The following is a 24,359-nucleotide window of genomic DNA, read 5'->3' as shown; positions in this document are numbered from 1 at the left end:
CATGGCCTCACCCCTGGAGCAGCTCGCGGCCGGCGCGCTCGACTGGCTGGAAAGGAATCTGGACCACTTCGATCCGTTCTCGGCGAGCGCCGGGCCTGCGACGCCCGACAGCGCGACGCCCGGCAGGACGAAGGCCGGCCAGGCGAAGGCCGCGCTGGAGCTGGCACTGCTCTGCCACTGCGCGGCCCGCCCGGGCCGTGCCCCCGAGGCGCTCGACGGCGCGCTCGACGGGGCGACGGCCCTCGTCCGGAAGCTGTGGCAGCACCCGGACTTCCCCCCGCTGTTCGACGAGGACCCCGCGTACGCCTCCACGTACGGGCTGATCTTCGCCGCCCTGGCGCCCGACGGGATCGACGACACCCTGTGCCGGGGCACGCTCGCCCGGCTGGACCCGGGGTTCCTCTCGTCGCCGGGGAGGTCTCCGTACCGGCGCATCGAGCTCCGCCACTACGCGGACAAGGCCGGTGTCCGCCACACCATCGAGCCGTACGCCGAACTCGTCCCGCGGAGCCCGCTGGTCGCCCTCCGCGCCGCCGGCCCCGGAGAGGCGGGCTCGCAGGACGAGGCGGCGCCGCTCACCACCCCGGAGGCGTACGCCCTGACGCACACCGCGTTCTATCTCGGGGACTTCGGCCGGACCGCGCCCGGTCTCTCCGAGGGTGAACGGGCGCACGCGGAGGACCTGGTCGACCGGATGCTGCGGCACTGCGTCGCGCACGACCGGTGGGACCTGGCCGCGGAACTCGTCCTCACCCAGTTCATCCTGGGGAGCGATCCGCTGCGCACGCCCTCGGGAGCCGCCGCCGTGGAGTGCCTGGCCCGGGCCCAGCGGCCCGACGGCGCGATCCCCGGCCGCTCGGCGGCACTCACGGCGCCGCCCTCCGCCCCCGCAGAAGAGTTCTTCCGGAAGGCGTACCACACGACCCTGGTCACCGCCCTCATGGCGCTCGCCGTCACGTCGCCGGGGCCGTCATGACAACGCGTCCGCGCCCGCGTCCACGGCTGACGCTGATCAACCGCGACTACACCCGGCTGTGGTTCGGCCAGGCCGTCTCGTCCGTCGGCGACGCCGTCTTCAGCACCACCCTGGTGCTGTGGGTGGCGACCGTCCTGGCGAAGGACGAGACCTGGGCGCCGATGGCGGTCAGCGGCGTCCTGATGGCGTCGAGCGCCGCCGTCCTCGTCATCGGTCCGCTCGCGGGCGTCTTCGTCGACCGCTGGGACAAGCGCGCCACGATGTTGCTGAGCGAGGCGGTCCGCGGCGCGCTCGTGGCCCTCCTGACCGTCGTCTCCTTCCTGCCGACCGACGCTCTGCCGACGGGCGTCTGGCTCGCCCTCGTGTACGTGACGGTGCTCCTGCTGCACGCGGCCGGGCAGTTCTTCTCGCCGGCGCGCTTCGCGATCCTCGCGGACCTCGTCACCGGGGACGCCGACCGCGCCCGCGCGGCCGGCATCGCTCAGGCGACCGGCGAGACGGCGTGGATCATCGGGCCGCCCCTCGCCGCACCGCTGCTGTTCACCGCCGGACTCCAGTGGGCCCTGCTCTTCAACGCGCTGTCGTACGGGGTGTCGTACCTCGCCATCCGTTCCATCGGAGCGGGACCGGCGGCCTCGGGCGCGGACGGGCAAGGTGCCGCGCGGAAGGCGGCCAAGCGGCCGAAGGGCGGTCTGCGGCGGGAGTTCACGGACGGCCTGCGCTTCTTCGCCCGCAGCAGGTTCCTGGTGGCGCTGCTCCTGCTCGCCGTCATCGGCCAGTTCGGCATCGGCGCGCTGAGCACCCTCAACGTCTTCTTCACCACCGACAACCTCCACGCGGAGGCCCATCTCTACGGGTACGTCGGCATGGCCATGGGCGTCGGCGGCATCACGGGCGCGCTGTGCGCGGGCCGGGTGGTGCAGTGGTTCGGGGCGCGGCGGAGCACCTGGATCAGCCTGCTCGTGAGCGGTGTACTGCTCGTCGCGTACTCCCGTCAGAGCGGGTTCCTCGCCGGCGTCGCCGTGCTGTTCGTCTTCACCGTGCCGCTCACCGTCCTGAACACCGCGATGGCTCCGCTGCTGCTCGCTGCGGCGCCCCCGGAGTACCGGGGGCGGGTGATGGCCGTGTTCTACCCGGTGACGAAGCTGGCGTCGATGCTCTCGGCGGTCCTGTCCGGCTGGCTCGCCGGTTCCGTGCTGCACGGCTTCGCGGGCTCGGTCGGCGGCATCCGGTTCGGCCCGATCGACACGATCTTCGCGGTGTCCGGCCTGATCGTCGTGGTGTCCGGCGTCTACGCCTGGCTGTCCCTGCCCGGTACGGAGAGCGCGGCCGGGGACGCCGGGGACGACGCGGACGCCGTCGAGAAGGCCGGTGTCGGTACGGCCGCGGCACCCGACCCCCGTCCGCCCCGCCCCGAGAGAGGGAGCAGCGAGTGACCCCCGACGACGCCCGACCGAGACGGCTCCCGACCCCGCGCCCCTATCCCCTTGCGGAGCGGCAGGACATCGTCGAGGAACTCCACGGGCTGCGGATCCCCGACCCGTACCGCTGGCTGGAGGACGCCGACGCCCCCTCGACGCTCCGGTGGAGCGCGGAGCAGGAGTCCCTGTACGAGGCGGAGCGCGCGGCCCTGCCCGGCCTGGAGCGGTGGGAGGCGGAGGTCGCGGCGCTCGACGCCGTCGACCGCGCCAGGTCGCCCAAGGTCCGCGGCGACCGGGTCTTCTGGCTGCGGCAGGACGCCGGCCAGGAGCATCCGGTGCTCGTGGTCGCGGAGACCGGCCCGGGCGCGGTGGAGCGGGTGCTGCTCGACCCCGGTGTCCTCGACCCGTCCGGGCGGACCGTGCTCGACGCCTGGGAACCCTCCGTGGAGGGCGATCTGCTGGCCTTTCAGGTGTCGCGGGACGGCACGGAGGACTCGCTGCTCCACGTGATGGACGTGGCCACCGGGAAGGTCGTCGACGGGCCGGTGGACCGGGTGCGGAAGTCGTCGGTCGGCTGGCTGCCCGGGGGCGGGGCGTTCTACTACGTCAGACGTCTGGACCCCCGGCTCCACCCCGGCGAGGAGCGCTACCACCGCCGGGTCTGTCTGCACCGGGTCGGGACGGCGGCCGACGCGGACGCCGTCGTCTTCGGTGAGGGGCGGGACAAGACCCAGTTCTACAGCGTCTCCGTGACAGCGGACGGCCGGTGGCTCGGCGTCACGGCCACGCTCGGCACCGGCCGCGGTACCGACCTCTACCTCGCCGACCTGACCGCGGGACCGCCCGAGCGTCCGCCGCTGCGGCCGGTCCAGGAGGGCAGGGAGGCCGCCACCCGGCTGCACGTCGTGCCCGGCACCGGTCCCCAGGACCGGGTGTGGCTGCGCACCGACCGCGACGCCGCCCGGGGCCGCGTCGTCGCCTGCCGGCCCGACGCGCTCCACCTGGGCCCCGACGCCTGGCAGGAGGTCGTCCCGGAACGGCCGGACGCGGTGCTCACCCACCTCGTCGTGCTGTCCGGGCCCGAGCTCGACCACCCGCTCGGCCTCGCCGCCTGGACCCGGGACACGGTCGCCGAGGTGACCGTGCACGACCTGGTCGAGGGGCGGCAGGTGGCCACGGTCCCGCTGCCCGGCACCGGCGCCGTCGGCGACTTCTCGGCCGGGCCGCCCGGCAGTCACGAGGCCTGGTTCGCGTACACCGACTTCGTCACGCCGCCGCGGGTGCTCCGGTTCGACGCGCGCACGTGCCGGGTGACGCGCTGGGAGCGCGACGCCCCGGACGGCCCGGCGGTCGGCGGCGCGGTCACCCGGCAGGTCGCCTTCCCCTCGGGCGACGGGACGACGGTCCGCATGTTCGTGATCTCCCCCACCGGAAGCCCGGACGTGCCGCGTCCGACGCTGCTCACCGGGTACGGCGGCTTCGGCCGCACGATGTCGCCCCGCTACCGCGCCCAGGTCCTCGCCTGGGTCAGGGCGGGCGGGGTGTTCGCCTGGGCGGGGCTGCGCGGGGGCGGCGAGGAGGGCGAGGCGTGGCACCGGGCCGGCAGTGGGCCGCACAAGCAGAACACCTTCGACGACTTCGCCGCCGCGGCCGACCGGCTGGTCTCGGCGGGCTGGACCGAACCGGGCCGGCTCGCGATCATGGGCGGCTCCAACGGCGGGCTGCTCGTCGGCGCCGCCCTCACCCAGCAGCCGGGGAAGTACGCGGCCGTGGTGTGCATGGCCCCGCTCCTGGACATGGTGCGGTACGAGCTGTCCGGCCTCGGCCCCAGCTGGACGCCCGAGTACGGCAGCGCGCGGGACCCGGCGCAGCTGCCGACGCTGCTCGGCTACTCGCCGTACCACCGCGTGACACCGGGGACCCCGTACCCGGCGGTGCTGCTCACGGCCGCGGACGGCGACACCAGGACCGATCCGCTGCACGCCCGCAAGATGTGCGCGGCGCTCCAGCACGCCACGTCGGGCGCCGGACCGATTCTGCTGCGGCTCGAGCGCGGCGTCGGCCACGGAGACCGCGCCGCCTCCCGCGCGGTGGCACTACAGGCGGAGTGCCTGGCGTTCCTCGCGGGACAGGTGGGACTCCGGGCTCCGGAACGGGGGGCGGGGGCGGGGACCTGAGGGGCGGGCGGGGGCGCGGACCTGGCCCTGCCCGCCCCGGGCCCTCGCCGGATATCCGGGCGGCGCCGGTCCCTCCCTCAGCCGGGGGTCAGGACCGGTGTTCCGGTGCGGGTGCCGCGGGCGTACAGCCTTATCAGGTACGGCAGTTCGTACTGGGCCGCGTGGGCGGTGACCTCGCCGCCGGGTGAGGTGACCATTCCGGCGTCGATCAGCGCCTCCACCACCCGTACGGCGTGCCGCTCGTCGCACCCGAGGGCCTCGGCCGCCTCGCTCAGGCCGAACGGGCCGTCCCCCGTGCCCGCCGCGAGGCGCCCCGCATCGCGGCCGCACTCCTCCGGCAGCGCCTCCCAGCCGTCGGCGAGCCACCGCCGCACGGACACGTCCCCCGAGGTCAGCTCGTCGAGGGCCCCGGCGGGGTCGGTGAGCCGGTCCGCGAACTCCCTCAGCGGTACGTGGCGGAGCACCGCGAGCCGCATGCCGCTGACCCGGACCGCGAGCGGCGACCCGCCGCAGGCACGGACGATGCGCAGCGCGGCCTCCCGGTCGGCCCGCACCCGGCTCCCGCCGACGAGCCCGGTGAGCAGTTGCAGCGCCTCCGCGGTGCCGAGCGGCGGGACGGGCACCCGGTGGACCGGTGCGATGCCGCCCAGCTGTCCGCGTGCGGTGAGCAGCACCCTGCCCCGGCCTCCGCACGGGAGGAGGGGCCGTACGGCGCGCTCCTCGGGCACGTCGTCCAGGATCACCAGGACGCGGTGCTCCGCGAGCCACTCGCGCCACGCCCCGGGTCCGGACAGTCCGGGTTGCCCCGTCCGTTCGCCGAGCTCCGCGAGCACGGAGGCCTGCGGGCGGGGGCGCCCGTCGGCCGCCCGCAGGGACACGCAGAGCCGTCCGTCCGCGAACCGGTCGCCGAGCAGGTGGGCGGCGCGGACCGCGAGCGTGGTCTTCCCGGCCCCGGCGGGTCCTGACAGCAGCACGACCCCACCGGCGCCGTCGTCCTCCAACGCGTCGACGAGGTACCGGAGTTCTTCGCCGTGGCCGGTGAGGTCGACGAGATCGGGAGGCAGGACGACCGGGGCCGGTCGACGGGCGGCGGGGGCCGGAGCGGCCTGGCCGCCGGCGCCGACCGCCGCCCCGGCGCGGCCGTCACCCGCGAGGATCGCCCGGTACCGGGCCGCCATGGCGGCGCTCGGCTCAAGGCCCAGTTCCCTGGCGAGGAGCTGCCGGTAGTCGTCGTACACCGCGAGCGCTTCGGCCTGCCGGCCGGACCCGTGGAGCGCGCACATCCAGGCAGACCTGAGGCGCTCCCGCAACGGGTGCCGTTCCACCAGGTCCCGCAGCCCTTCGGCCACCGCCGGCGCGCCGCCGAGTCCCAGCTCCGCCTCCGCCCAGTTCTCGTACGCCGTCAGATGGCGCAGTTCGAGCCGCTCTGCCTCCTCGGCGAGCCGGGGCGACTGCCGCAGGTCGTCGCCGAGCGGCGGGCCCTGCCACAGGCCGAGGGCCTGCCGAAGGAGCCGGGCGGCGGGCGCGGGCCGCTGCCCCTCGGCGGCCCGCACCAGGGAACGGAACCGCAGGAGGTCGAGCTCGTCCTCCGTCGCGCGCAGCACATAGCCCCCACCCGTGTGGGCGAGCCGCGGCCGGTCCCCGTCGTCCTCGCCGAGCAGCGCGCGCAGGGCGCTCACGTACACCTGGAGGTTCTTGCGGGCGGTCCGCGGGGGCTCCTCCGGCCAGACCGCGTCGGTCAACGCGTCGACGGACACCGGGCAGTTGGCGGAACCGAGGAGCGTCGCGAGCACGACGCGCTGCTTCAACGGGCCGAGGGGAAGCGCCCGGTCGTCCCGGTGCACGGCCAGCGGGCCGAGGACGGAGAACCGGAGTGTGCCGGGTAGGGCTGCGGGTCTCGCGGACGGACGCGGCATCGAGCGAACCTCCGTAGGCTGACGGGAGTTGATCGGTCCGCTCGATGATCCGCCGACCGGATCCGTCGCGCATCGGTGCCGGGCCCGCAGAGTCGCGGGACCGGCGACCGGGTCATGGGGGCACGGACCCCCATACGGACGGAGGCGTCCCCCATCCCGGGTCCGCCGGCCCCCAGGCGCCGGGCCCGCCGCCCCCCATCTGTCCCGGTCAGACCTGCCGCGCCCGTAAGGCGGCACCGGGTGGCGGCTCCTGGTCCTCCGCCCGTTCCGCCGACAGCGCGCACAGGGCCGAGCGGTCCGCGCAGCCGGTCTTGGCCATCAGGCTCGCCATGTGCTTCTCCACGGTCCGGGGCGAGATGCACAGGCGCTGCGCGATCTGCTGGTTGCCCGGCCGCTCCCCGAGGAGGGCGAACACCTCGTACTCGCGCGGAGTGACGCCCGCGGTGCGCAGCTCCGTGGGGATCCGCTCCCGACCGCCCCTGCGCTGCGGGACGCTCACGCCCGCCTGGCGCAGGACGGCCCGGCAGGCCCCGGCCACCGGCTGCACGCCTGCCTCGTGGAAGTACTCCTCCGCGGTCCTGAGCCACGCGACCGGCTCGCCCCAGGAGTCGTGGAGCGCCGCCTCGGCGACGAGCCGCAGGGCGAGATGCCACGCCTGCGGGAACACCGCCGCCGCGCGGCCGGCCTCCTCCACGGCGCGGCGCGCGCCGTCCGGGTCGCCGTCGCGGCCGCGCAGCACCGCGTCCGCCATGCCGAGGAACATCCGGTTCCAGGCCAGTTGCCCGCCGGGCGAGGCGAGGGCCTCGTGGTACGCCTCGCGGCCGCCGTCGTCGCCGTCGCCGTCGCCGTCGAGGATCCGCAGCAGTGGGCGGAGCCCGTACCGTCCACTGAGGTAGAAGAAGCTGGGGTGTTCCCGTTCCCAGACCGCCACCGCGTCGAGCTCGGCCGCCGCCCGTCTCCGGTCCTCCGCCATCAGCGCGCCGATGGCCTGGCACAGTCCGCGCTGCACGGGGACGAGCATCGACTCCTCGCCGCCCGCGCGACGGAACCGGAGCAGGGCCCGTTCCTGTTCGCGGCCCTTGCCCCGGTGGGCGGCGAGCATGGCGTCGACGAGGAGCAGATAGCGGTGCGCGGACAGGTTCTGGAGGCGGGCGCTGGCGTCCACGGACCGCTCGACGATCGCCCGGGCCCGGTCCCAGCGCCCGGTGAGGACGCTCTGCATGGCGAGCAGCCCGTCGACGGTCTGGAGCAGGGCGAGCGAGCCGAGTTCATGGGCCGCCGCGCGGGCGGTCTCCAGCTGGGTCGCCTCCCCGGTCCGCATGAACGCGTTGGTGCCGAGCCGTACCAGGGCCTCGGCCCTGCACACCGCGAGCCGGTGCTTCTCGGCGACTTCGAGCATCCGCACCAGGCAGGCGTCGGCCTCGTCGAAGCCTCGCTCGCGGGAGAGCAGGGCGAGGAGCTGCCATGCGCGACAGGCCACGACGGGCTGGTCGCCCTGTTCCGCGGTGAGCGCGGCGAGACTGGCGGAACGTTCCGCCTCCGCGAGCCGCTCACGCCGCCCCTCGCCCGGGTCGGAGGGGTCGCGCCGCCCGCCTCGGTCGCCCGGGCCGACCCAGCCACCTTGGCCGCCTTGGCCGCCTTGGCCGCCCGATCCGCCCTGGCCACGTCGGTCGTCTCGGCCCGCCTCGCCGCCTCGGTCGTACGCACCGCCCCGGTCATACGCGCCGTCCCGGCCCGGCAGCAGTGCGAGATGGCCCTCGACCACCACGAGCGCCGCCTCCTGCTCCGGGCTCGGCGCGCCCCCGAAGAGGGCGCGGGCCGCCCGGATGCGGCGGTGTGCCTCCTCCTGCTGTTCCTCCATGGTCGCGACCCAGGCGACCTGGGTGTGCGCCTGGGCCCGTTCCTCCGCCGCACGTGAACCGGGGGTCGCCGGTGGCAGGTCGTCGAGCAGGGTGGAGGCCGCGTCGAGCTGCCCGGACTCGGCCTGGGCGATCGCGAGCCGTACGGTGATCGCGTCCCGCTCCTCCTCGGCCGCGAGCCCCCGGGCGCGTTCGAGGAGCACGGCGGCCGAGCCTGACGCTCCGGCCTCCAGCATCTGGCGTCCGACCTGGGCGTACTGCCGGGAGGCCGTCGCCCTGTCACCCGCCGCCAGCCAGAGGGTCGCCACCAACTGGCGCTCCTCGCCAGAGAGTACGCCGGCGGACTCCTCGATGGCGGAGGCGGCCCGCCGGGCGAGCGCGGCCTGCTCGGCGGGCGGCAGTGACGCCCTGAGCGCGTCCGCGGTCAGGACGTGGCGGAAGGTGTAGTCGTCGTGGGCGGCGCCGTCCGGGGCGATGATCCCCGCCTCCGAGGCCGACCGAAGATGGGCGAAGAGCGCGCGGTCGTCGAGCCCCGTGACCGCCCTGAGCGCCCCGACGGAGAACCGGCCGCCCAGCGTCGCCGCGATGAGCAGCAGGTCGCGCACGGGTTCGTCGAGCCGGTCGAGCCGGCGCGCCCAGCTGCGGACCGCGCCCGTCGGCACCGTCGCCTCGCCCTGATCGGCGAGCTGCCACCAGCCTTCGGCCCTGCTCAGCCGGCCCGTGTCGAGGAGGTCGGCGAGGAGGACCTCCACCAGGTACGGGTTGCCGCCCGCCCGCCTCGCGAGGTGCCGGTGCGCGGCCGGGGGCACCTCGCCCGGTCCGGCGTCCAGACACGCGTCCACCATCTCCCGTACGGCGGCCGCGTCGAGCGGCTCCAGTTCCCGTACGGACGCGGTGTTACGGAGCTCCGCGGCGAGCGCGAGGTCGAGGGCGGGGCCGGGGTCCGGCCGCAGCGTGCCCACCAGCAGCACCGGCAGGTCCGCCACGTTGTCGACGACGTACTCGACGACGGCGATCGTCTCGGTGTCGGAGTCGTGCAGGTCCTCCAGGAGGATCACGCACCCCCGCTCGCGGCCGAGCACCGCGAGGAGTCGGAGCAGCGCCTCCGCCATCTCGACCAGCGAGATCGCGTATCCGGGAGCCACCGCGCCGGCCCGCCACTCCGGCACGAGTCCGGCCAGCGCGGGCCGGTACGGGACGAGTTCCGGGTCGTCGGGGGCCCCGGCCGCCCGGAACCGTGAGGACAGTGCCTCGATCAACGGCCGGAAGGGCACGACGAGCCCGGTGGACGTGGCACGGCCGCGCAGCACCGGCATGTCCCGGTCGTACGCGCGGAGGGCGCACTCGCCGGCCAGCCGGGATTTGCCGATCCCCGCCTCGCCGACGAGGAACACCGCCCGCCCGGCGCCCCTTCGGACTCCCTCCAGGGCATCGTCAAGCAGCCCGATCTCGGTTTCCCGCCCCACGATGACCGACGACGTCGCTCGCATGGGCGCAGGCTACTTGGTCCTTTTCGCTCACGGCAGGGGGCCGGGGAACACCCCGGCCGCCGCACGCTCCGCCAAGACGACATTCCTCGGCAGTCTGCTCACCCTGCGGATCGCCGCGCGCTTCGGCGAAGGCCGCGCGATGGCCGCGTCCGTGATCACCAGCGGGCTGCTGTGGGTGTCGGCCCTGCCGCTCTTCCACGCCGACTGGCGGTTCGCGGTCGCGGTCGCCCTCCAGGGGCTGGGCTGGACCGCCTTCATGACCTTCAAGATCACCTCGGTCGCGCTGCGCCAGCGGCTCTGCCCGGAGCCGCTCCTGGGACGTATGACGGCGACGTTCCGCTTCGTGGTGTGGGGTTCCATGCCTCTGGGCGCACTCGCCGGCGCCCTCCTGGGACAGCGCTTCGGCGCCCGGACGGCCCTGTGGGTCGGGGCCCTGGGGGAACTCCTCGCCGTACTCCCCCTGCTCCTCTCGCCTCTTCGGGGGACACGTGAATCCCGTCCGTAGCCTTCGTGACGTCGGCTCCACGCACTACTTCCACGTCGACGTCTGCAGCGGTCGCCCCTACAGCGGCATGGAGGCGAGGGACTGGAACAACGACGGCATCACGGAGGACGTGGCCACCGGCAGTGGCGCCGGATGCGCCGCCGCGTACCTGCGCCGCCACGGCCGGATCGACGACGGCGCGGCCGTGGTCCTGCGGCAGGGACGGTTCACCGGGCGCCCCAGCGAGATGCTGATCAGCGTGCACGGTCGCGGGGAGACATCGGCTCCGTGACGGTCGGCGGCGAGGTCGCGTTCGTCGGCACGGGGGTTCTCGATGTACTGCCCCCGTGACCAGTTCTCAGTTCTCAGTGCTCAGTGCTCAGTGCTCAGTCGAGACAGAACTCGTTGCCCTCGATGTCCTGCATCACGATGCACGACTCGTTGGTGTCGTCGGCGAGCAGCGTGCGCTGGTGTACCGCGCCGAGCGCGACCAGCCGTGCGCACTCGGCCTGGAGCGTGGCGAGACGCTCCTCGCCCACGAGCCCGATGCCGGCCCGCACGCAGATGTGCACCCGGTTCTTGACGACCTTGCCTTCGGGAACGCGCTGGAAGAGCAGTCGCGGGGCCACACCCGAGGGGTCGACGCAGGCGAACCACTGCACCTCATGCTCGGCCGGCAGCGAGCGATGGTAGTCGTCCCACGTGTCGAACCCCTCCGGCGCCGGCGGTATGACGTACCCCATCACCTCGCACCAGAAACGGGCGAGGCGCTCGGGTTCCGCGCAGTCGATGGTGACTTGGAACTGCTTGATCGTTGACATCGGCGCACCCTAACAGGGCGACTCTCTTGCTCGTCCACCCATTTTTGCAGGTCCGCGTGTTCCGGGAGGACAGCCCCTGCGAACCGCTTGCCGCGTCGTGCGGGCCGCAGGGGATGAAGCGACGTACGGATCCGACCGCCTGGTGAGTCCCTAGGACAGCGGGACGGTGCCGGTGGTGTAGGGCATGTCCAAGGAGGAGGCGGCGTCGAGGCCCGTGCCGAGCAGCCTGCTGCGCAGCCCGAGGGCTCCGCTCGCTCCGAACGTCACCTCTCCCACGGGGTGCTCGTGGGCCGAGGTCTCCGCGCCGGCGCCGCCGTCGACGTACATCACCGAGTCGCTGATCTGCATGGGTCCTCACTCGTCCTTGGTGTTCGCAGGAGTGGTGGTCGTGCCAGGTGGTGCGGTGGAGCGATGTGCGGGGTGATGCGAGTGGTGCCGTGGAGCGCTCTGGGGGTGTGGCGGCGGCCGTGGCGCTATGGCCCCGGGTCCGGGCCGGCGGACATCCGCAGGAGGAGCAGGGACGGTACGCGCTCCGGGAAGCCCGCCCGGAGGAGTCCGTGTCCGATTCCGGCGAGGCCGGTCAGCAGCCCGGGGTGTGCGACGCCGTCCGGCGCGCCGCTCCGGGCGCCGGTCTCCTCGACGGACGCGAGGAGCGCCCCGGCCCGGCGGATCCAGTGCGGGCGTGCCTCCGGGAGGGCGTGGTGGCCGAGCAGTTCGCACAGTCCGGCCTCGCCGTGGCACAGGCTGTCGTCGGGAGCCGGCCGGTCCCGGCCCAGCCCCTCGACGGCCTCCCGGGTCCAGGCCGCCAGGTGTGGGTCGTCCATTGCGCCCGGCGCGTCCAGCACCGCGAGGGCGATTCCGGCGCGCCCCCGGCACCAGGCGGAGGCCCGGGTCCCTCCCCCGGGTTCCCCGGCCGGCGTACCGACGGAGGCTCCCCCGTGGCCCCCGTCGACCGCCGCCCGCAGGGCGGTCAGGCCCGCGATCCGGTACCGGCCACCGTCGCCGCCTCCGTCCACATCACCGGCAGCTTCCGCGGCCTCGGCGAACCGCAACAGAGCCCACCCGATCCCGGCCGCCCCCGTCGTGAACCCCCGCCCGGCAGCCGTGGGACCGGCGGTGAGCAGCCGGTCCGCGCAGGCACGCGCGGCCCGCCAGGTCTCCTGTGTCTCATGGCCGGATCCGGTGCCCGCCCCGTGGGCCGCGAGGAGCGCGGCGAGCCCGCCGGCGACGCCCGCGCCCACCCCGTACTCCCGCTCGGTCCGCGCCGCCTCCCCGGCGAGGCGGAGTGCGGCGGACGCCCAGGAGCCGACCTCCGGGTCGTCGAGGAGTCGTGCCGTCTCGCCGAGCGCGTACGCGATGCCGCCGAGTCCGGAGAAGGCGCCCGATCCCACGGCGCCGAGGTCCTCGGGCCTGGCGGTCAGTACGTCGAGCAGGCGGGGTACCGGGGCCAGGGCCGTTCGGGCCGCGTCCGCGTAGTGCGCGGTCCCGGTGAGCGCCGCCAACTGCGCGAGGAACAGGGCGGGTCCGGTGTAGCCGCCGGCCAGGTCCGCCGGCATCGGGCCGATCCGCCAGTAGCGGTCGTCGAGGAGCTCGAGGCCGATCCAGTTGCTGCGGGGGCCTTCGCGGTACGCGAGGGAGACCAGCTGGTCGCCGAGGGACCGGGCCGCCGAGAGCAGCCGCTCCGGCTCCGGGGCGCGGTCCGCGGTGCGGGTGCGCCGGCCCTCGGCGGGCCGGTGCGCGGGCGTGCGGGAGGTCGTCGCCATCGCGGCGCGTACGATCCGTTCCTGGTCCTGCCGGTCGACCGTGTCCAGGGCGGCGAGCTTCGCGGCGACGCGGTCGGCCCCCGGCAGCTCGGTGCGGCCGGCCGGCGGTCGCTCCGGCGCTCCCCACAGGAGGTTCCGGCCCGGCCGTGCGGTGAACAACGGCACGTCTCCGTCCCAGAGTTGGGCGAGTTCCTCGTCGACGAGGCCGGGCGCGAGAGCCGTGCCGAACGCGTCGGTCCGCAGGGTCTCGAAGACGCGCTGCCGCGCGTCCGCGTCCTTCAGGAGATCGGGGTGCGTGGACTCGTCGAGCAGCGTGCAGTACATCCAGGTGGGGCGCACCACCACCCGTACCTCGTCCTCGACGAAGGCGGTCAACAGGCCCGTACCGTCGAGGAGTTCCTCCCGTGCCGCGCTGATCGCGGTGTACCCGGCGCGGAATCCGGCGCAGAGCGCCTCGATGTGGGCGCCCGGCTCGACGGGCCCGCCGTCCGCCAGGCGGGGCCGGTTGGCGGACTCGCCGAAGGTTCCCGCCCTGCGGACCAGGCGCATCCGGTCGGTGCCCGCGTCGGCCCAGTCGGCCCGGGGCACGGGCGACACGGCCTCGTGGCCGCCGCCGACGGCGGACACGTCGAGGGCGCAGTGGTCGCCCACGAGGAGCTGGGGCAGCAGTCCGACCCGGTACACGGAGTCGTGGAGGGCGCGGGCCGCGGGGTCCTCCGTGGCGGCGGCGCCCGGCAGCGGCGGGTGGAACAGGGTCTCCACGTCGACGAGGACCGGGTGGGCGCCGACGGCGATCAGGTTCTCGTGGTGCAGGTCGGTCCCGTCGAGCAGGTGCAGCAGCGCGAGGAGCGCGCCCTGGCGCCGGTAGAACGTCCCGACCTCTGCGGCGGTGGCGCAGGGGCGCGCGGCGACGAACTCCACCCAGCCGTAGCCGCCCCGGTCGAGCAGGCGCAGCGTGTGCAGGTCGGGGGCGTCGGGCAGTCCGTTGAACCAGGTGACGAGGTCGTTGAAGTGGCGGTGTACGGCGAGCGGGCGAGGTTTGTAGACCAGTCGGGTGCCGTCGGCGAAGCGCAGCAGCAGCACGCTCCGGCCGCCCCGGTGCCCGTCGCCGGCGCCGGTCTCGACGCCCACGAGCGGGCCCGGCCCCCCGCCGGGGGCCCGGAGGAGACCGGCGGTCAGCCGGTCGTGGTCGTCGGCGAGGCGCTCCAGTGCTTCGGCGACGGCGTCCGCCGTGTCGAGCGCCGCCCGTCCCAGGATCCGTGCGAGCACCGGCCGTCCGGCCAGCAGGGCCGCGAGGCCGCGTCGGGAGGCCGTACGCCCCAGGAAGTCCCGGAACCGGGTCCGTGTGTCGGCCCCGTCGAGGCGTTCGGCGGTCCGCGCCTCGTGCAGTTCGAGGACCAGCGTCCGTGCGGCCGCCCGTGCGAGCCTGCCGCTGAGCTGCCGCTCCAGGTCGCCCCGTACGGCGGTGATGTCCACGAGGTTCCGTGCCCGCGGCGACAGGCCGCGCTCGAGCCGCTCCCCCGCTCGGGCGGTGAACGGCCGCAGTACCCACGCGAAACCGCTGAGCCCCGGATACTCCCCCTCGGGCGCGACGGCCTCCGCGGGTGCGGCGGCGGTCACTGCTTCGGTGAACGCGGCCCAGTCCGGGCGCCGTTCGTCCCCTTCACCGGAGATCAGTCCGGCCTCCCACCACCGTTCGACCGCCGACAGCGGAGTCTCCGCCCGCCCGTGTCCCGTCTCCGCCGCCATCGTCCCTCCTCCGTCACCCGGCCGACCGCTCGGCGCCTGCCCCGATCCTGGTACGGATGGCGCCCGCGCGGCATGGGTGACGGTCCCCCATGTTTCGGGGGTTCGCGGAGTAGGGGGGTCAGACCGGTTTGTGGGCCTCGATGAGGAAGCGGGTGGTGTGCGCGACGAACGGGCCCTCGCTCACGATCTGTTCGTGCAGTTCCCGCAGCCGGTCGCGGTACTGGTCCACGGTGAAGCCCGGCACCATCCAGATCACCTTCCGCAGGAAGTAGACGACCGCGCCGATGTCGTGGAACTCGGTGCGCAGGGACTCGGAGCGCAGGTCCACGACCTGGAGGCCGGCCGCCTCGGCCGCCCGGCGGGCGTCGTCGGGGTGGCGTGCGCGGCGCACCTCCTGCGGCTGCGAGCCGAGGAAGTACTCGACCAGCTCGAAGACGCTGGCCGGGCCGACCTGCTGGGAGAAGTACGTGCCTCCCGGCCGGAGGACCCGTGCGATCTCCTCCCACCAGACGGTGACCGGGTGCCGGCTGACCACGAGGTCGAAGGCCTCGTCGGCGAACGGCAGCGGCGGCTCGTCCTCGTCGGCGACGACGACCGCCCCCAGGGGGTGCAGCAGGCGGGTGGCCTTGGTGACGTTCGGGGGCCAGGACTCCGTGGCCACGACCAGGGGCGGCAGCTTCCGCACCCCGGCGAGGACCTCTCCGCCGCCGGTCTGGATGTCGAGGGCGGCCGTGGCCCGCGCCATCCGTTCGCCCATCGCCCGCTGGTAGCCCCACGACGGGCGCTGCTCGTCGGCCCGTCCCCGCAGCCAGGAGAAGTCCCAGCCCTCCACCGAGACCGATTCGGCCTCGGTGACCAGATCCTCGAAAGTTCGTGACATCTCTTGATCTTCGCAGGTCGGCCCCCGGATCGGGGATCGGCGCGTGGATCGGGAGAGGCGCTTGCGGACGGCTGCCGAGAGGCGGTCGACCGCCATGATCAGGACGAGGACGACGAGGATGTGGGTCAGCATCTCGTCGAACTGGAACAGTTTGCTGGCCTTTCCGGTCCGGCAACGGCACGTTTTCAGCCGCCGCCACCCCCGGTCAAGGCCTCGTATGTACAGGCAGCCGGTTGTTCACCTGCGCGTCGACCGGACGATGCTCGTGACGCATCGGGCCGACTTCCGCCGCCGTTCCGCCCCCTTTGGCTGTATCTACAAGTACACAGGACGCATAGGAGTGCGGGAGCAGGGCAGGCGGGCCCTGGGCGGGACAGAACGTCCGTCCGCACCGACACGGAGAAGGGAAGGACGACAGGCAACACCTCGTCGTCCTCCACCAACCGGAGGAGTTGTTGTTCGCGTGACTGAGCATGTGTGGAGCTACGGTTCGACCTCGGGCCACCTGGCCGGCACGGTCCTGACCGGATACAAGGTCGAGGCGACCGATGGCAGCATCGGCAAGGTCGACAAGCACTCGGACGAGGTCGGTGACGCCTATCTGGTGGTCGACACCGGCGTGTGGATCTTCGGCAAGGAGGTGCTCCTCCCGGCCGGCCTCGTCTCCCGCGTCGACCCGCAGGAGCAGAAGATCTACGTCGACTGCTCCAAGGAACAGGTGAAGGACTCCCCCGAGTTCCACCGGGAGACCCACCTCGGCGACGCCGACTACCGCGATCAGCTGGGCACGTACTACCACCGCCCCGGCGGTTTCATCTGAGACGTCACCCCCTGGCACGGCACACGGGAAGGCCCGTACACCGTGCCTGGCACGGCACACGGGAGGGGCCCGGACTCCATGGAGTCCGGGCCCCTCCCGTGTCGGCGGCTAGGACACCGGCCCCGGCCCCTCCAGCTCGGCCAGCCGGACGGTGCACAGGCCGCCGCGCTCGGCCTTCACCTCCGTCACCTCCAGCTGCGTGCCGGGCGCGAGGATGTACTCCTCCTCGCCCGTGAAGGCGGAGAACCGCCGGATCCCCACGGCCCGCGCGGGCGTCACCTCGAACAGCGTCCGCTTGCCGCGGCTCCCGAGGAACGCCTTGGCCACACCCAGCTCGGACGTGCACGACGACACGCCCCACCACGTCACCGTGCCTCCCACCGGGTACTGGGACCGGAGGTCGAGCGCGACACCCCTCCACAGCGGCTCGGTCCGTGCGGGCAGCGCCGCCATCGCCGAGAACAACAGCCGCAGATACGGCAGATACGGCAGCAGCCGCTCCCGGTCGGGGGAGCGCAGCACGGCGTTGATCTCGCGGTAGAACGCCGACTCGCACGTGTAGAGGTACAGCGCCGAGATCGCGTCGGCGGACAGGCCGTCCACGCCCGCCGCCTCTCCGGCCGACCCGTCCGCGACCACCCCGGCCGGCCCGCCTCCGGCCCGCGCCGCCGCGACCTTGGCCTCGCCGAACCGGCTGGACCGCTCGATGTGCCGGTCCAGGTTCACGAGGACTCGTGACACCGGCTCGACGGCCTTCCGGAAGTCCATCAGCGGCGTGTCGAACACGCCGGTGATCGGCGGCAGGACGAGCCCCTCGTCCTTGACGCTGGTGAGCCGCTCCAGGTACAGCTGGTGCAGCTCCATCGTCGACGCGATGAACGCCCCCATCCGCTCCGCGACACCACCGCCGCTCCCGGGACCGCCGGCCCCCGCCGTGTCCCGGTCCCAGCCCTTCCGCGGCAACCAGTCGACGGGCTCGGCTCCCACCGCCGCCAAGGCGTCGTTGACCTGGGAGAAATGGTCCCCCTCGCAGAAGATGTCGCCCTGCGCCGCCGGGTTCGCGTGGTCCAGGTGCCGGACCTCGACCCCCGGGTACTTCTTCTCGAGCCGTTGGACGACTCGCTTCAGGCTCCGGGCGTGGGCGCCCCACCAGGCGAACACCACCCCCCGGTCCTCCTCGTCGGCGTCCTGCTTCGCCCGCAGGATCTCCTCGACGATCTGCTCGGCCACCGGCCGCCAGAACGACGTGTGCCGTTCCGTCGCCATCGCCCCGTCCGCGCTCGCCGTGAGGGACGCGTTGAGCAGCAGGACACCCTGGGTCAGCATCGCCTGGAACCACTCCGGCGGCCGGACCGTGTCCTCCTTCTTCAACAGGCCCCGGATGTCGGCGATCGGCGTCTTCTTCGCTATGCCGTACTTCCACATCGCGGCGGCCTTGATGAGGCAGCGGATGCTGACCACGCGGCCGAACTGGCTGTCCTGCCAGTCGTTGAAGGTGTTGTCGAACATCGCGATGCCGGTCGCGCTCTCCGCCCGCGGATAAGGGTTCTGTCCGAAGACGACCACCTTCCACTTCTGCGGCGGATGCGGCTTCAGCGCCTGGAACGTCAGCTCGCGCACCGGAACCACCTCCGGGCTGCGCTTCGGGCCGATGACGTCGGCGGCCCCCGGCTGCGCCTCGATGACCGGCCCCAGCAACGGCAGCCACGGCTCACCGCCCCCGGTGAACAGCTCGGCCAGGCCCAACGGGTCCCCCGCCGGAGACCCTTGCCCCGTCGCGGCGGGGACGCCGGCGTCCTTCGCGAGGGGCGGCGGCACGTTGATCCGCACCCGCTGCGCGGGCCCCGCTCCCTCGATGTCGTCGAGCTGACCCAGTACCGCGGCCCTCAACTCGTCGTAGTCCGCGAACCCGTGGTCGTGGAACAGCGTGTAGCCCGTCCACATCAGGTTGGCGCACACCCGCGCGGGCACCCGCCCCGTCCGCGCGCCCATCCCCACGAGCGCCACCGACCGGATACTGCCGGGCTCAGCACGGTTCTGCAGATGCACCGCCTGGAACGCGGCCGCGCACGCCAGCGCCACGTTCATGGTGTCGCTGACGTTCTGCGAGGACCCCCGCATGGTCGGCGTCGAGATCAGATACCGGGGCACGGCCGCCCCGGAGGGGACGCACACCGCGCTGCCCACCGGCAGACTCCCGGCGAACCGGTCGCGGATCGCCCGCTGGACCCGCACCTGGACACCGGCGCCGAGGAAGCGCTTGACGATCGCGTCGACACCACCGTCCATCCGGCCCCGCGCGTTCGTGGGGGACACCCACGCGTCCACATCGACATCGAGGAGGGAGCCCTTCCGGATCTCGACCCCGGGCGTGTCCGCGAACGCGGACCGCCAGGCCGCCACCACCTCGTCGTTCACGTCCACCAGAACGACCCTCAACGCATTTGCGCCACCCACGAATCCACCCCTCCGGCACGCTTCCGCGCCCGCTCCCGAACACTCCCCAAGCTAGTGCGACCCACTGACAACGGACGTCCGCCCAGGTGGCGGGCGGCCGCTCCGGGCGACGCCCCTGAAGTGCGCGGGAGACTCCTCCGCCGTCCCTGGCCGTGGATGATCAAGTCAAGTACGCTTCGATCGCGCCAGGGTGTCTTAGGGAATCACCCCGGTCGACGCCTGGGGGTTCCCGTGTTCAACGCCGCGTTGCTCGATCTGCCGTTCCCGCCGCGCAGCAATCCGCGCCAGGGGTCCGTGGCACCTTCCCACCATGACTGGCTGCTCCGTCACGACGGGCTCGCCGGTGTCATCGACCGTACGGCGTACGCCCGTTGGGACGTCCCCCGCCTCGCCGCGTTCACCAGCCCCGACTGCGCCACCGACGACCTCGTCCTCGCCGCGGACCTGCTCAGCTTCTACTTCTTCTTCGACGACCGGTTCGACTCCGATCTCGGCCGGGCCCCCGCGCGCGTGGCGGAGGTCTGCGCCCGCCTGACGGCCCTGATGCACGGGGACGGCCCCGCGCCCGGCGCCCGTACCCCTGTCGAGAAGGCCTTCGCCGACCTCTGGGAGCGCAGCCTGCGCGGCATGTCCGCGCGGTGGCGGGCCCGGTCCGCCTACAACTGGGAGTGGTACTTCGCCTGCCACCCCGCCGAGGCCGCCGGCCGGCTCTCCGGGCGGCTCCCGGACCGGGAGGGCTATCTGGCGCTGCGCCGGGGCACGGCCGCCATGGAGACCCTCTTCGACATGGTCGAGCGGCTCAACCGGTTCGAGCTTCCGCAAGAGGTGCTGCACCACCCCGCGTTCCGCCGGATGCGTCAACTGGCCGCCGACATACCGTCGTTCACCAACGACGTGCACTCCTACGCCCAGGAGATGGCGCGGGGCGATGTCGCCAACCTGGTGATGATCGTCCGTGAGGAGCGCGGCGGCACCCCCGAGGAGGCGGCCGCCCAGGTGATGCGCGAGGCGCAGACGATGGTGGACCGCTTCGTGGAGCTGTCGTCCGAGGTCCCCGAGATCTGCGACCTGCTCGGCCTCACCCCGGCCGGACGCGAGGCCGCCCACCGGTACGTCGACGGCCTCGCCGCCTGGATCGCCGGCTACCACCGCTGGGAGGTCGACACCGGCCGCTACGGCCACTGAGCCGCGAGCCGCGAGCGGCCACATCCCGGCGGGCGCGGGAGCCGGACGGCCCGACGGCTCGGCCGATCCGGGCAGACCCGTCAGCCGACCGTCAGGACGATCTTGCCCGTGGTGCGGCCCCGCTCACCGATCTCGTGGGCCTTGCCCGCCTCGGCCAGCGGCAGCACGGTGTCGACCACCGGCCTCAGCTCACCGCGCTCCACGAGCGCCGCGATCTCGCGCAGGCCGAGGTGGTCGGGTTCGACCAGTACCCAGACCGCCCGCACACCGTCCTGGGCGGCCGCCGGGACGTCGTCCGGTCCCGGCAGGGTGATCAGCCTGCCCCCGGCGCGGAGCACCTTCAGAGAGCGCTCGGCCGTCTCCCCGCCGAGGCCGTCGAGGACGACGTCCACTCCGGAGACGACGTCCTCGAAGCGGGCCGCGCGGTAGTCGACCACCTCGTCCGCGCCGAGCTCGCGCACCAGCTCGTGCTTGGGCTCGCTCGCCGTGCCGATGACGTACGCCCCCCGGGCCTTGGCGATCTGCACGGCGAGATGCCCCACGCCTCCGGCCGCCGCGTGCACGAGGACCCGCTCCCCGGGGCGGACGTCCGCCGTGTCGACGAGGGCCTGCCAGGCGGTCAGGGCGGCGAGCGGCAGCGCCGCCGCCTCCACGTGCGTCAGGGACGCCGGCTTCGGTGCGAGGTGGCGGGCCGGTGCCACCACGTATTCGGCGTACGCGCCCGCCTGGCGCGGGAACAACGGCATCCCGAAGACCTCGTCACCGGGGCGGAAGCTTCCCACGCCGGGTCCTACGGCCTCCACCGTGCCGGACACGTCCCAGCCGACGACCGGGACGGCGTCCCAGTCGATGAGGGCACCGCTCGCGCGGGTCTTCCAGTCCACCGGGTTCACACCGGCCGCGTGGACCCGTACGAGAACCTCGTTCAGGCCCGGCTCGGGGCGTTCCACCTCGCGCTCGACCAGGTTCTCGGGCCCGCCCCACTGCTCCACGACCATCGCACGCATACCGTCAGCCTCTTTCGTCTCTCAGCCGCACGCCGCCGGACCCATACCGGCGGCGACCACTCCACGATCGGGCATCCCGCCCCGCCACGGCATTGGCCGCCAGGCCACTATGTGACAGGATCTGGCCATGAGTACTTCCTGTGGGCCGGCCGTACGGGACGAGCGTCCCGGGCGGCCGGTGCGGCTCCACCGCATCGCCGTGCTCGCCCTCCCCGGCGTGCCGCCCTTCGAACTCGGCATCCCCTCCCGGGTCTTCGGCAGCGCCATGGACGCCGAGGGCCGCGCTCTGTACGAGGTCACCATCTGCACCGCCGACGGCGGCCCCGTCCTCAGCGACGCCGGTTTCACCGTGCAGCCCGCCGCCGGTCCCGAGGCGCTCGCCGAGGCCGACACGGTGGTCCTCCCGCCCACGCACGCCATGCCCGAGCTGGGCAGGGGCGGCCCACTGCCGCCCGAGGTCAACGCCGCCGTCGCCGGCATCCGGCCGGGCACGCGGCTCGTGTCGATCTGCTCCGGGTCGTACGTGCTCGCCGCCGCCGGCCTGCTCGACGGCCGGCCGGCCACCACCCACTGGAACCTGGCACCGGAGTTCCGCCGGGCCTACCCCCAGGTCAAGGTCGACGAGGAGGTGCTCTTCGTCGACGACGGCGACGTGCTGACCTCCGCCGGCGTGGCCGCGGGCGTCGACCTGTGCCTGCACATGATCCGTCGCGACCACGGCGCCGCGGTCGCGAACCGCGCCGCCCGGATCTGTGTCGTACCGCCCTGGCGGGACGGCGGTCAGGCCCAGTTCATCGACCGCCCGGTCCCGGAGCCCACCGTGGCCAGCACCACCGCCACCCGCGCCTGGGCCCTGGAGCACCTCGGGGAGCAGCTCACCCTCGCCCGGCTCGCCGAACACGCCCGGATGAGCCTGCGGTCCTTCACCCGCCGGTTCCGCGACGAGGTCGGGATGACTCCCGTGCAGTGGCTCACCGCGCAGCGGCTCGAACTCGCCAAGCAGCTGCTCGAGAGCACCGATCTGTCGATCGACCTGGTGGCGCACCGGGCCGGTCTCGGTTCGGGGAACTCACTGCGCGCCCACATGAGGACGGCCTTCGGCATCTCGCCCGCCGCCTACCGCCGCGCCTTCGGGAAGGGCTAGGGAGCCCACACCGCGTACCGCGTGGAAACGCGCTCCCCGACTGGCGGAGCACAGGGGCCCGGGTCGTCGTGCGTAGGACCGGGCGACGGGGGTACCCGCCCGGACATGGCTGATCGGAAGACCCCCCATGAACGCCCTGCGGAGGCCGCCACGCCGGAGCCGGAGGACGTCGGCCCCGGGCCCGGGGTCGAGGAGCGCGCGCCCGACTCGCCGACCGAGCTGCCGCGAAGCTCCTGGCTCGCGGTCCTCAAGGGGTCGATGCGGGAGTTCGTGTCCGACGAGCTGACGGACCGGGCCGCCGCCCTCACGTACTACGGCGTGCTCGCCCTCTTCCCCGGGCTGCTCGTGCTCGTCTCGCTGCTCGGCGTCAGCGGGCCGTCCACGACGGACAAGGTGATGGACAGCCTGCGCGAGCTGGCTCCCGGCCCGGCCCGTGACGTCCTCGGCAAGGCCGTGGAGAACGTGCAGGGCGGCACGGGCACGGGGGCCGTCATGGTGGTCGTCGGCCTGGTCCTCGCCCTCTGGTCGGCCTCCGGCTACGTCGGGGCGTTCATGCGCGCCGCCAACCGGATCTACGAGATGCCCGAGGGCCGCCCGGTGTGGAAGGTCCTGCCGATCCGGCTTGGGATGACCGCGGCGCTCATGGTCATGGCCGCGGCGAGCGCCCTGATCGTCGTCTTCACCGGCGATGTGGCGCGCCGGGCGGGGGATGTGCTCGGCCTCGGGGACACCGCGCTGACCGTGTGGTCGATCGCCAAGTGGCCGGTGCTCCTCGTGCTCGTGACGATGATGATCGCGCTGCTGTACTGGGCGGCGCCGAACGCCAAGGGCAGGGGCTGGCGCTGGACCACCCCGGGCAGCGCCCTCGCCCTGCTGATCTGGATGGTCGCCTCCGCCGGATTCGCCCTGTACGTGGCCGAGTTCGCGTCGTACAACAAGACCTACGGCACCATGGCCGGTGTCATCGTGTTCCTGATCTGGCTGTGGATCAGCAACCTGGCCGTGCTCCTGGGCCTGGAGTTCGACGCCGAGGCGCTGCGTCAGCGGGCGGTCGCCGGTGGCATGCCGCCGGACGAGGAGCCGTACGTCGAGCCGCGCGACACCCGCTCCTGGAGCGAGGAGGACGTACGCGCACTGGGCGTCCGGGCGGAGACGGACGAGAAGGACCGGGACCGAGACCGGGACGGGGACGATGGCCGACGACGGTGAGTACGAACGCGACCGGAACTACCTCACGACACGGATCACGGCCGACGGCCGGGACGGCTACCCGGTGGAGCCCGGGCGCTACCGGCTGATCATCGCCCGCGCCTGTCCCTGGGCGAACCGGGCCGCGATCGTGCGGCGGCTCATGGGCCTGGAGGACGTGCTGTCCCTGGGGATCGCCGGACCGGTGCACGACGAGCGCAGTTGGTCGTTCCACCTGGACCCGGGCGGCCGGGACCCGGTCCTCGGCATCGAGCGGCTCCAGGAGGCGTTCTTCCGCCGCGAGCCCGGGTACGCGCGCGGGATCACCGTGCCGGCGATCGTCGACGTCCCCACCGGCGAGGTGGTGACCAACGACTTCGCCCGGATCACCCTCGACCTGGGCGGCCAGTGGGCGGCCCACCAGCGGGACGGCGCCCCGGACCTCTATCCGGAGCGCTGGCGCGACGAGATCGACGAGGTGGCCGAAGCCGTGTACCGGGACGTCAACAACGGCGTCTACCAGTGCGGTTTCGCCGGCGGCCAGAAGGCGTACGACAAGGCGTACCGGAGGCTCTGGGAGCGGCTCGACCTGCTGGAGGAGCGGCTCGCCGGCCGGCGCTACCTGGTCGGTGACACCGTCACGGAGGCCGACGTCCGGCTCTTCACGACCCTCGTGCGTTTCGACGCCGTCTACCACGGCCACTTCAAGTGCAACCGGCAGAAACTCACCGAACTCCCCGCCCTGTGGGGGTACGCGCGGGATCTGTTCCAGACGCCCGGCTTCGGTGACACGATCGACTTCGAGCAGATCAAGGCGCATTACTACGTCGTCCACCGCGACATCAACCCGACCGGGATCGTCCCCCAGGGCCCCGACCCCCGGAGCTGGCTCACCGCGCACGGGCGGGAAGCGCTCGGCGGGCGGCCGTTCGGCGACGGCACGCCGCCCGGGCCGCCACCGCCGTCCGAACGGGTGCCGTCACTCGCCTGAGCCGTGCCTCTTCGGGAGCCGCTCAGGTCAC

At 73.7% G+C, this 24,359-nt stretch carries 18 protein-coding genes and 1 pseudogene; 10 read left to right on the top strand and 9 right to left on the bottom strand.

What is annotated here, in order from left to right; translation table 11 throughout:
• The first annotated feature begins 1 nt into the window (after nucleotide 1).
• From ACIRB7_RS11300 to ACIRB7_RS11290, 3 genes are read left to right on the top strand one after another with little or no spacing between them, the layout of a single operon-like run.
• The gene (locus ACIRB7_RS11300; protein WP_403595655.1) at nucleotides 2–976 is read left to right on the top strand and encodes a DUF6895 family protein; all 975 of its coding nucleotides are present in this window, start codon (nucleotides 2–4) and stop codon (nucleotides 974–976) included.
• The gene (locus ACIRB7_RS11295) at nucleotides 973–2,412 is read left to right on the top strand and encodes an MFS transporter (protein ID WP_403595653.1); all 1,440 of its coding nucleotides are present in this window, start codon (nucleotides 973–975) and stop codon (nucleotides 2,410–2,412) included. The genes ACIRB7_RS11300 and ACIRB7_RS11295 overlap by 4 nt, the downstream gene beginning before the upstream one ends.
• A complete protein-coding gene (locus ACIRB7_RS11290; protein ID WP_403595651.1) occupies nucleotides 2,409–4,574 on the top strand; it encodes a prolyl oligopeptidase family protein in 2,166 nt (721 codons plus the stop codon). Before ACIRB7_RS11295 ends, ACIRB7_RS11290 begins: the two co-directional genes overlap by 4 nt.
• Before the next feature lie 77 nt (nucleotides 4,575–4,651).
• Here ACIRB7_RS11290 and ACIRB7_RS11285 read toward each other — a convergent pair whose 3' ends face one another.
• Entirely contained in the window at nucleotides 4,652–6,490 is a 1,839-nt protein-coding gene (locus tag ACIRB7_RS11285) for a BTAD domain-containing putative transcriptional regulator (protein ID WP_403595649.1), read from the bottom strand.
• A gap of 208 nt (nucleotides 6,491–6,698) precedes the next feature.
• Nucleotides 6,699–9,839, bottom strand: a complete 3,141-nt coding sequence (locus ACIRB7_RS11280; protein WP_403595646.1) for a helix-turn-helix transcriptional regulator — start codon at nucleotides 9,837–9,839, stop codon at nucleotides 6,699–6,701.
• A gap of 13 nt (nucleotides 9,840–9,852) precedes the next feature.
• Between ACIRB7_RS11280 and ACIRB7_RS11275 the strand changes: the two genes are divergently transcribed.
• Complete coding sequence (locus ACIRB7_RS11275) at nucleotides 9,853–10,344, top strand: hypothetical protein (protein WP_403595643.1); 492 nt, start codon at nucleotides 9,853–9,855, stop codon at nucleotides 10,342–10,344.
• A complete protein-coding gene (locus ACIRB7_RS11270; protein ID WP_403595640.1) occupies nucleotides 10,328–10,615 on the top strand; it encodes a PhzF family phenazine biosynthesis protein in 288 nt (95 codons plus the stop codon). Before ACIRB7_RS11275 ends, ACIRB7_RS11270 begins: the two co-directional genes overlap by 17 nt.
• 94 nt (nucleotides 10,616–10,709) lie before the next feature.
• Here ACIRB7_RS11270 and ACIRB7_RS11265 read toward each other — a convergent pair whose 3' ends face one another.
• The 4 genes from ACIRB7_RS11265 to ACIRB7_RS11250 form a co-directional block, all read right to left on the bottom strand.
• Nucleotides 10,710–11,144, bottom strand: coding sequence for a VOC family protein (locus ACIRB7_RS11265; RefSeq protein ID WP_403595637.1), 435 nt, complete (start codon nucleotides 11,142–11,144; stop codon nucleotides 10,710–10,712).
• Between the two features lie 150 nt (nucleotides 11,145–11,294).
• Nucleotides 11,295–11,492: a hypothetical protein gene (locus ACIRB7_RS11260; protein WP_403595634.1), complete on the bottom strand. Its 198-nt coding sequence runs from the start codon at nucleotides 11,490–11,492 to the stop codon at nucleotides 11,295–11,297.
• Between the two features lie 125 nt (nucleotides 11,493–11,617).
• Nucleotides 11,618–14,656, bottom strand: coding sequence for a type 2 lanthipeptide synthetase LanM family protein (locus ACIRB7_RS11255; RefSeq protein ID WP_403595631.1), 3,039 nt, complete (start codon nucleotides 14,654–14,656; stop codon nucleotides 11,618–11,620).
• 118 nt (nucleotides 14,657–14,774) lie between these two features.
• On the bottom strand, nucleotides 14,775–15,536 hold the full coding sequence (locus ACIRB7_RS11250; protein WP_403596208.1) for a class I SAM-dependent methyltransferase: 762 nt from the start codon (nucleotides 15,534–15,536) through the stop codon (nucleotides 14,775–14,777).
• A gap of 463 nt (nucleotides 15,537–15,999) precedes the next feature.
• Here ACIRB7_RS11250 and ACIRB7_RS11245 point away from each other — a divergent pair, with 463 nt between their 5' ends.
• Nucleotides 16,000–16,356, top strand: coding sequence for a PRC-barrel domain-containing protein (locus ACIRB7_RS11245; protein WP_403595629.1), 357 nt, complete (start codon nucleotides 16,000–16,002; stop codon nucleotides 16,354–16,356).
• Between the two features lie 108 nt (nucleotides 16,357–16,464).
• On the opposite strand, the gene ACIRB7_RS11240 is transcribed toward ACIRB7_RS11245, so the two are convergent.
• Nucleotides 16,465–18,102 (bottom strand): ADP-ribosyltransferase domain-containing protein, encoded by a 1,638-nt coding sequence (locus tag ACIRB7_RS11240; RefSeq protein ID WP_403596205.1) that lies wholly within the window; start codon nucleotides 18,100–18,102, stop codon nucleotides 16,465–16,467.
• A 207-nt stretch (nucleotides 18,103–18,309) separates the two neighbouring features.
• Nucleotides 18,310–18,672, bottom strand: a pseudogene (locus ACIRB7_RS11235) (macro domain-containing protein); the annotation flags it as partial.
• A gap of 435 nt (nucleotides 18,673–19,107) precedes the next feature.
• Here ACIRB7_RS11235 and ACIRB7_RS11230 point away from each other — a divergent pair.
• Complete coding sequence (locus tag ACIRB7_RS11230; RefSeq protein ID WP_403595626.1) at nucleotides 19,108–19,998, top strand: terpene synthase family protein; 891 nt, start codon at nucleotides 19,108–19,110, stop codon at nucleotides 19,996–19,998.
• Between the two features lie 80 nt (nucleotides 19,999–20,078).
• On the opposite strand, the gene ACIRB7_RS11225 is transcribed toward ACIRB7_RS11230, so the two are convergent.
• Complete coding sequence (locus ACIRB7_RS11225) at nucleotides 20,079–21,005, bottom strand: NADP-dependent oxidoreductase (RefSeq protein ID WP_403595623.1); 927 nt, start codon at nucleotides 21,003–21,005, stop codon at nucleotides 20,079–20,081.
• A gap of 127 nt (nucleotides 21,006–21,132) precedes the next feature.
• On the opposite strand from ACIRB7_RS11225, the gene ACIRB7_RS11220 reads away from it, so the two are divergent.
• From ACIRB7_RS11220 to ACIRB7_RS11210, 3 genes are all read left to right on the top strand, one after another.
• Nucleotides 21,133–22,149, top strand: a complete 1,017-nt coding sequence (locus ACIRB7_RS11220; protein ID WP_403595621.1) for a GlxA family transcriptional regulator — start codon at nucleotides 21,133–21,135, stop codon at nucleotides 22,147–22,149.
• A 105-nt stretch (nucleotides 22,150–22,254) separates the two neighbouring features.
• Entirely contained in the window at nucleotides 22,255–23,358 is a 1,104-nt protein-coding gene (locus tag ACIRB7_RS11215) for a YihY/virulence factor BrkB family protein (protein ID WP_403595619.1), read from the top strand.
• Entirely contained in the window at nucleotides 23,342–24,328 is a 987-nt protein-coding gene (locus ACIRB7_RS11210) for a glutathione S-transferase family protein (RefSeq protein ID WP_403595616.1), read from the top strand. Before ACIRB7_RS11215 ends, ACIRB7_RS11210 begins: the two co-directional genes overlap by 17 nt.
• The last annotated feature ends 31 nt before the right edge of the window (nucleotides 24,329–24,359 follow it).

The sequence above is a fragment of the Streptomyces sp. NPDC093795 genome (assembly GCF_044764665.1).
In the GTDB taxonomy this organism is placed as follows: Bacteria; Actinomycetota; Actinomycetes; order Streptomycetales; family Streptomycetaceae; genus Streptomyces.
This window is presented reverse-complemented; position numbering and strand designations above follow the sequence as displayed.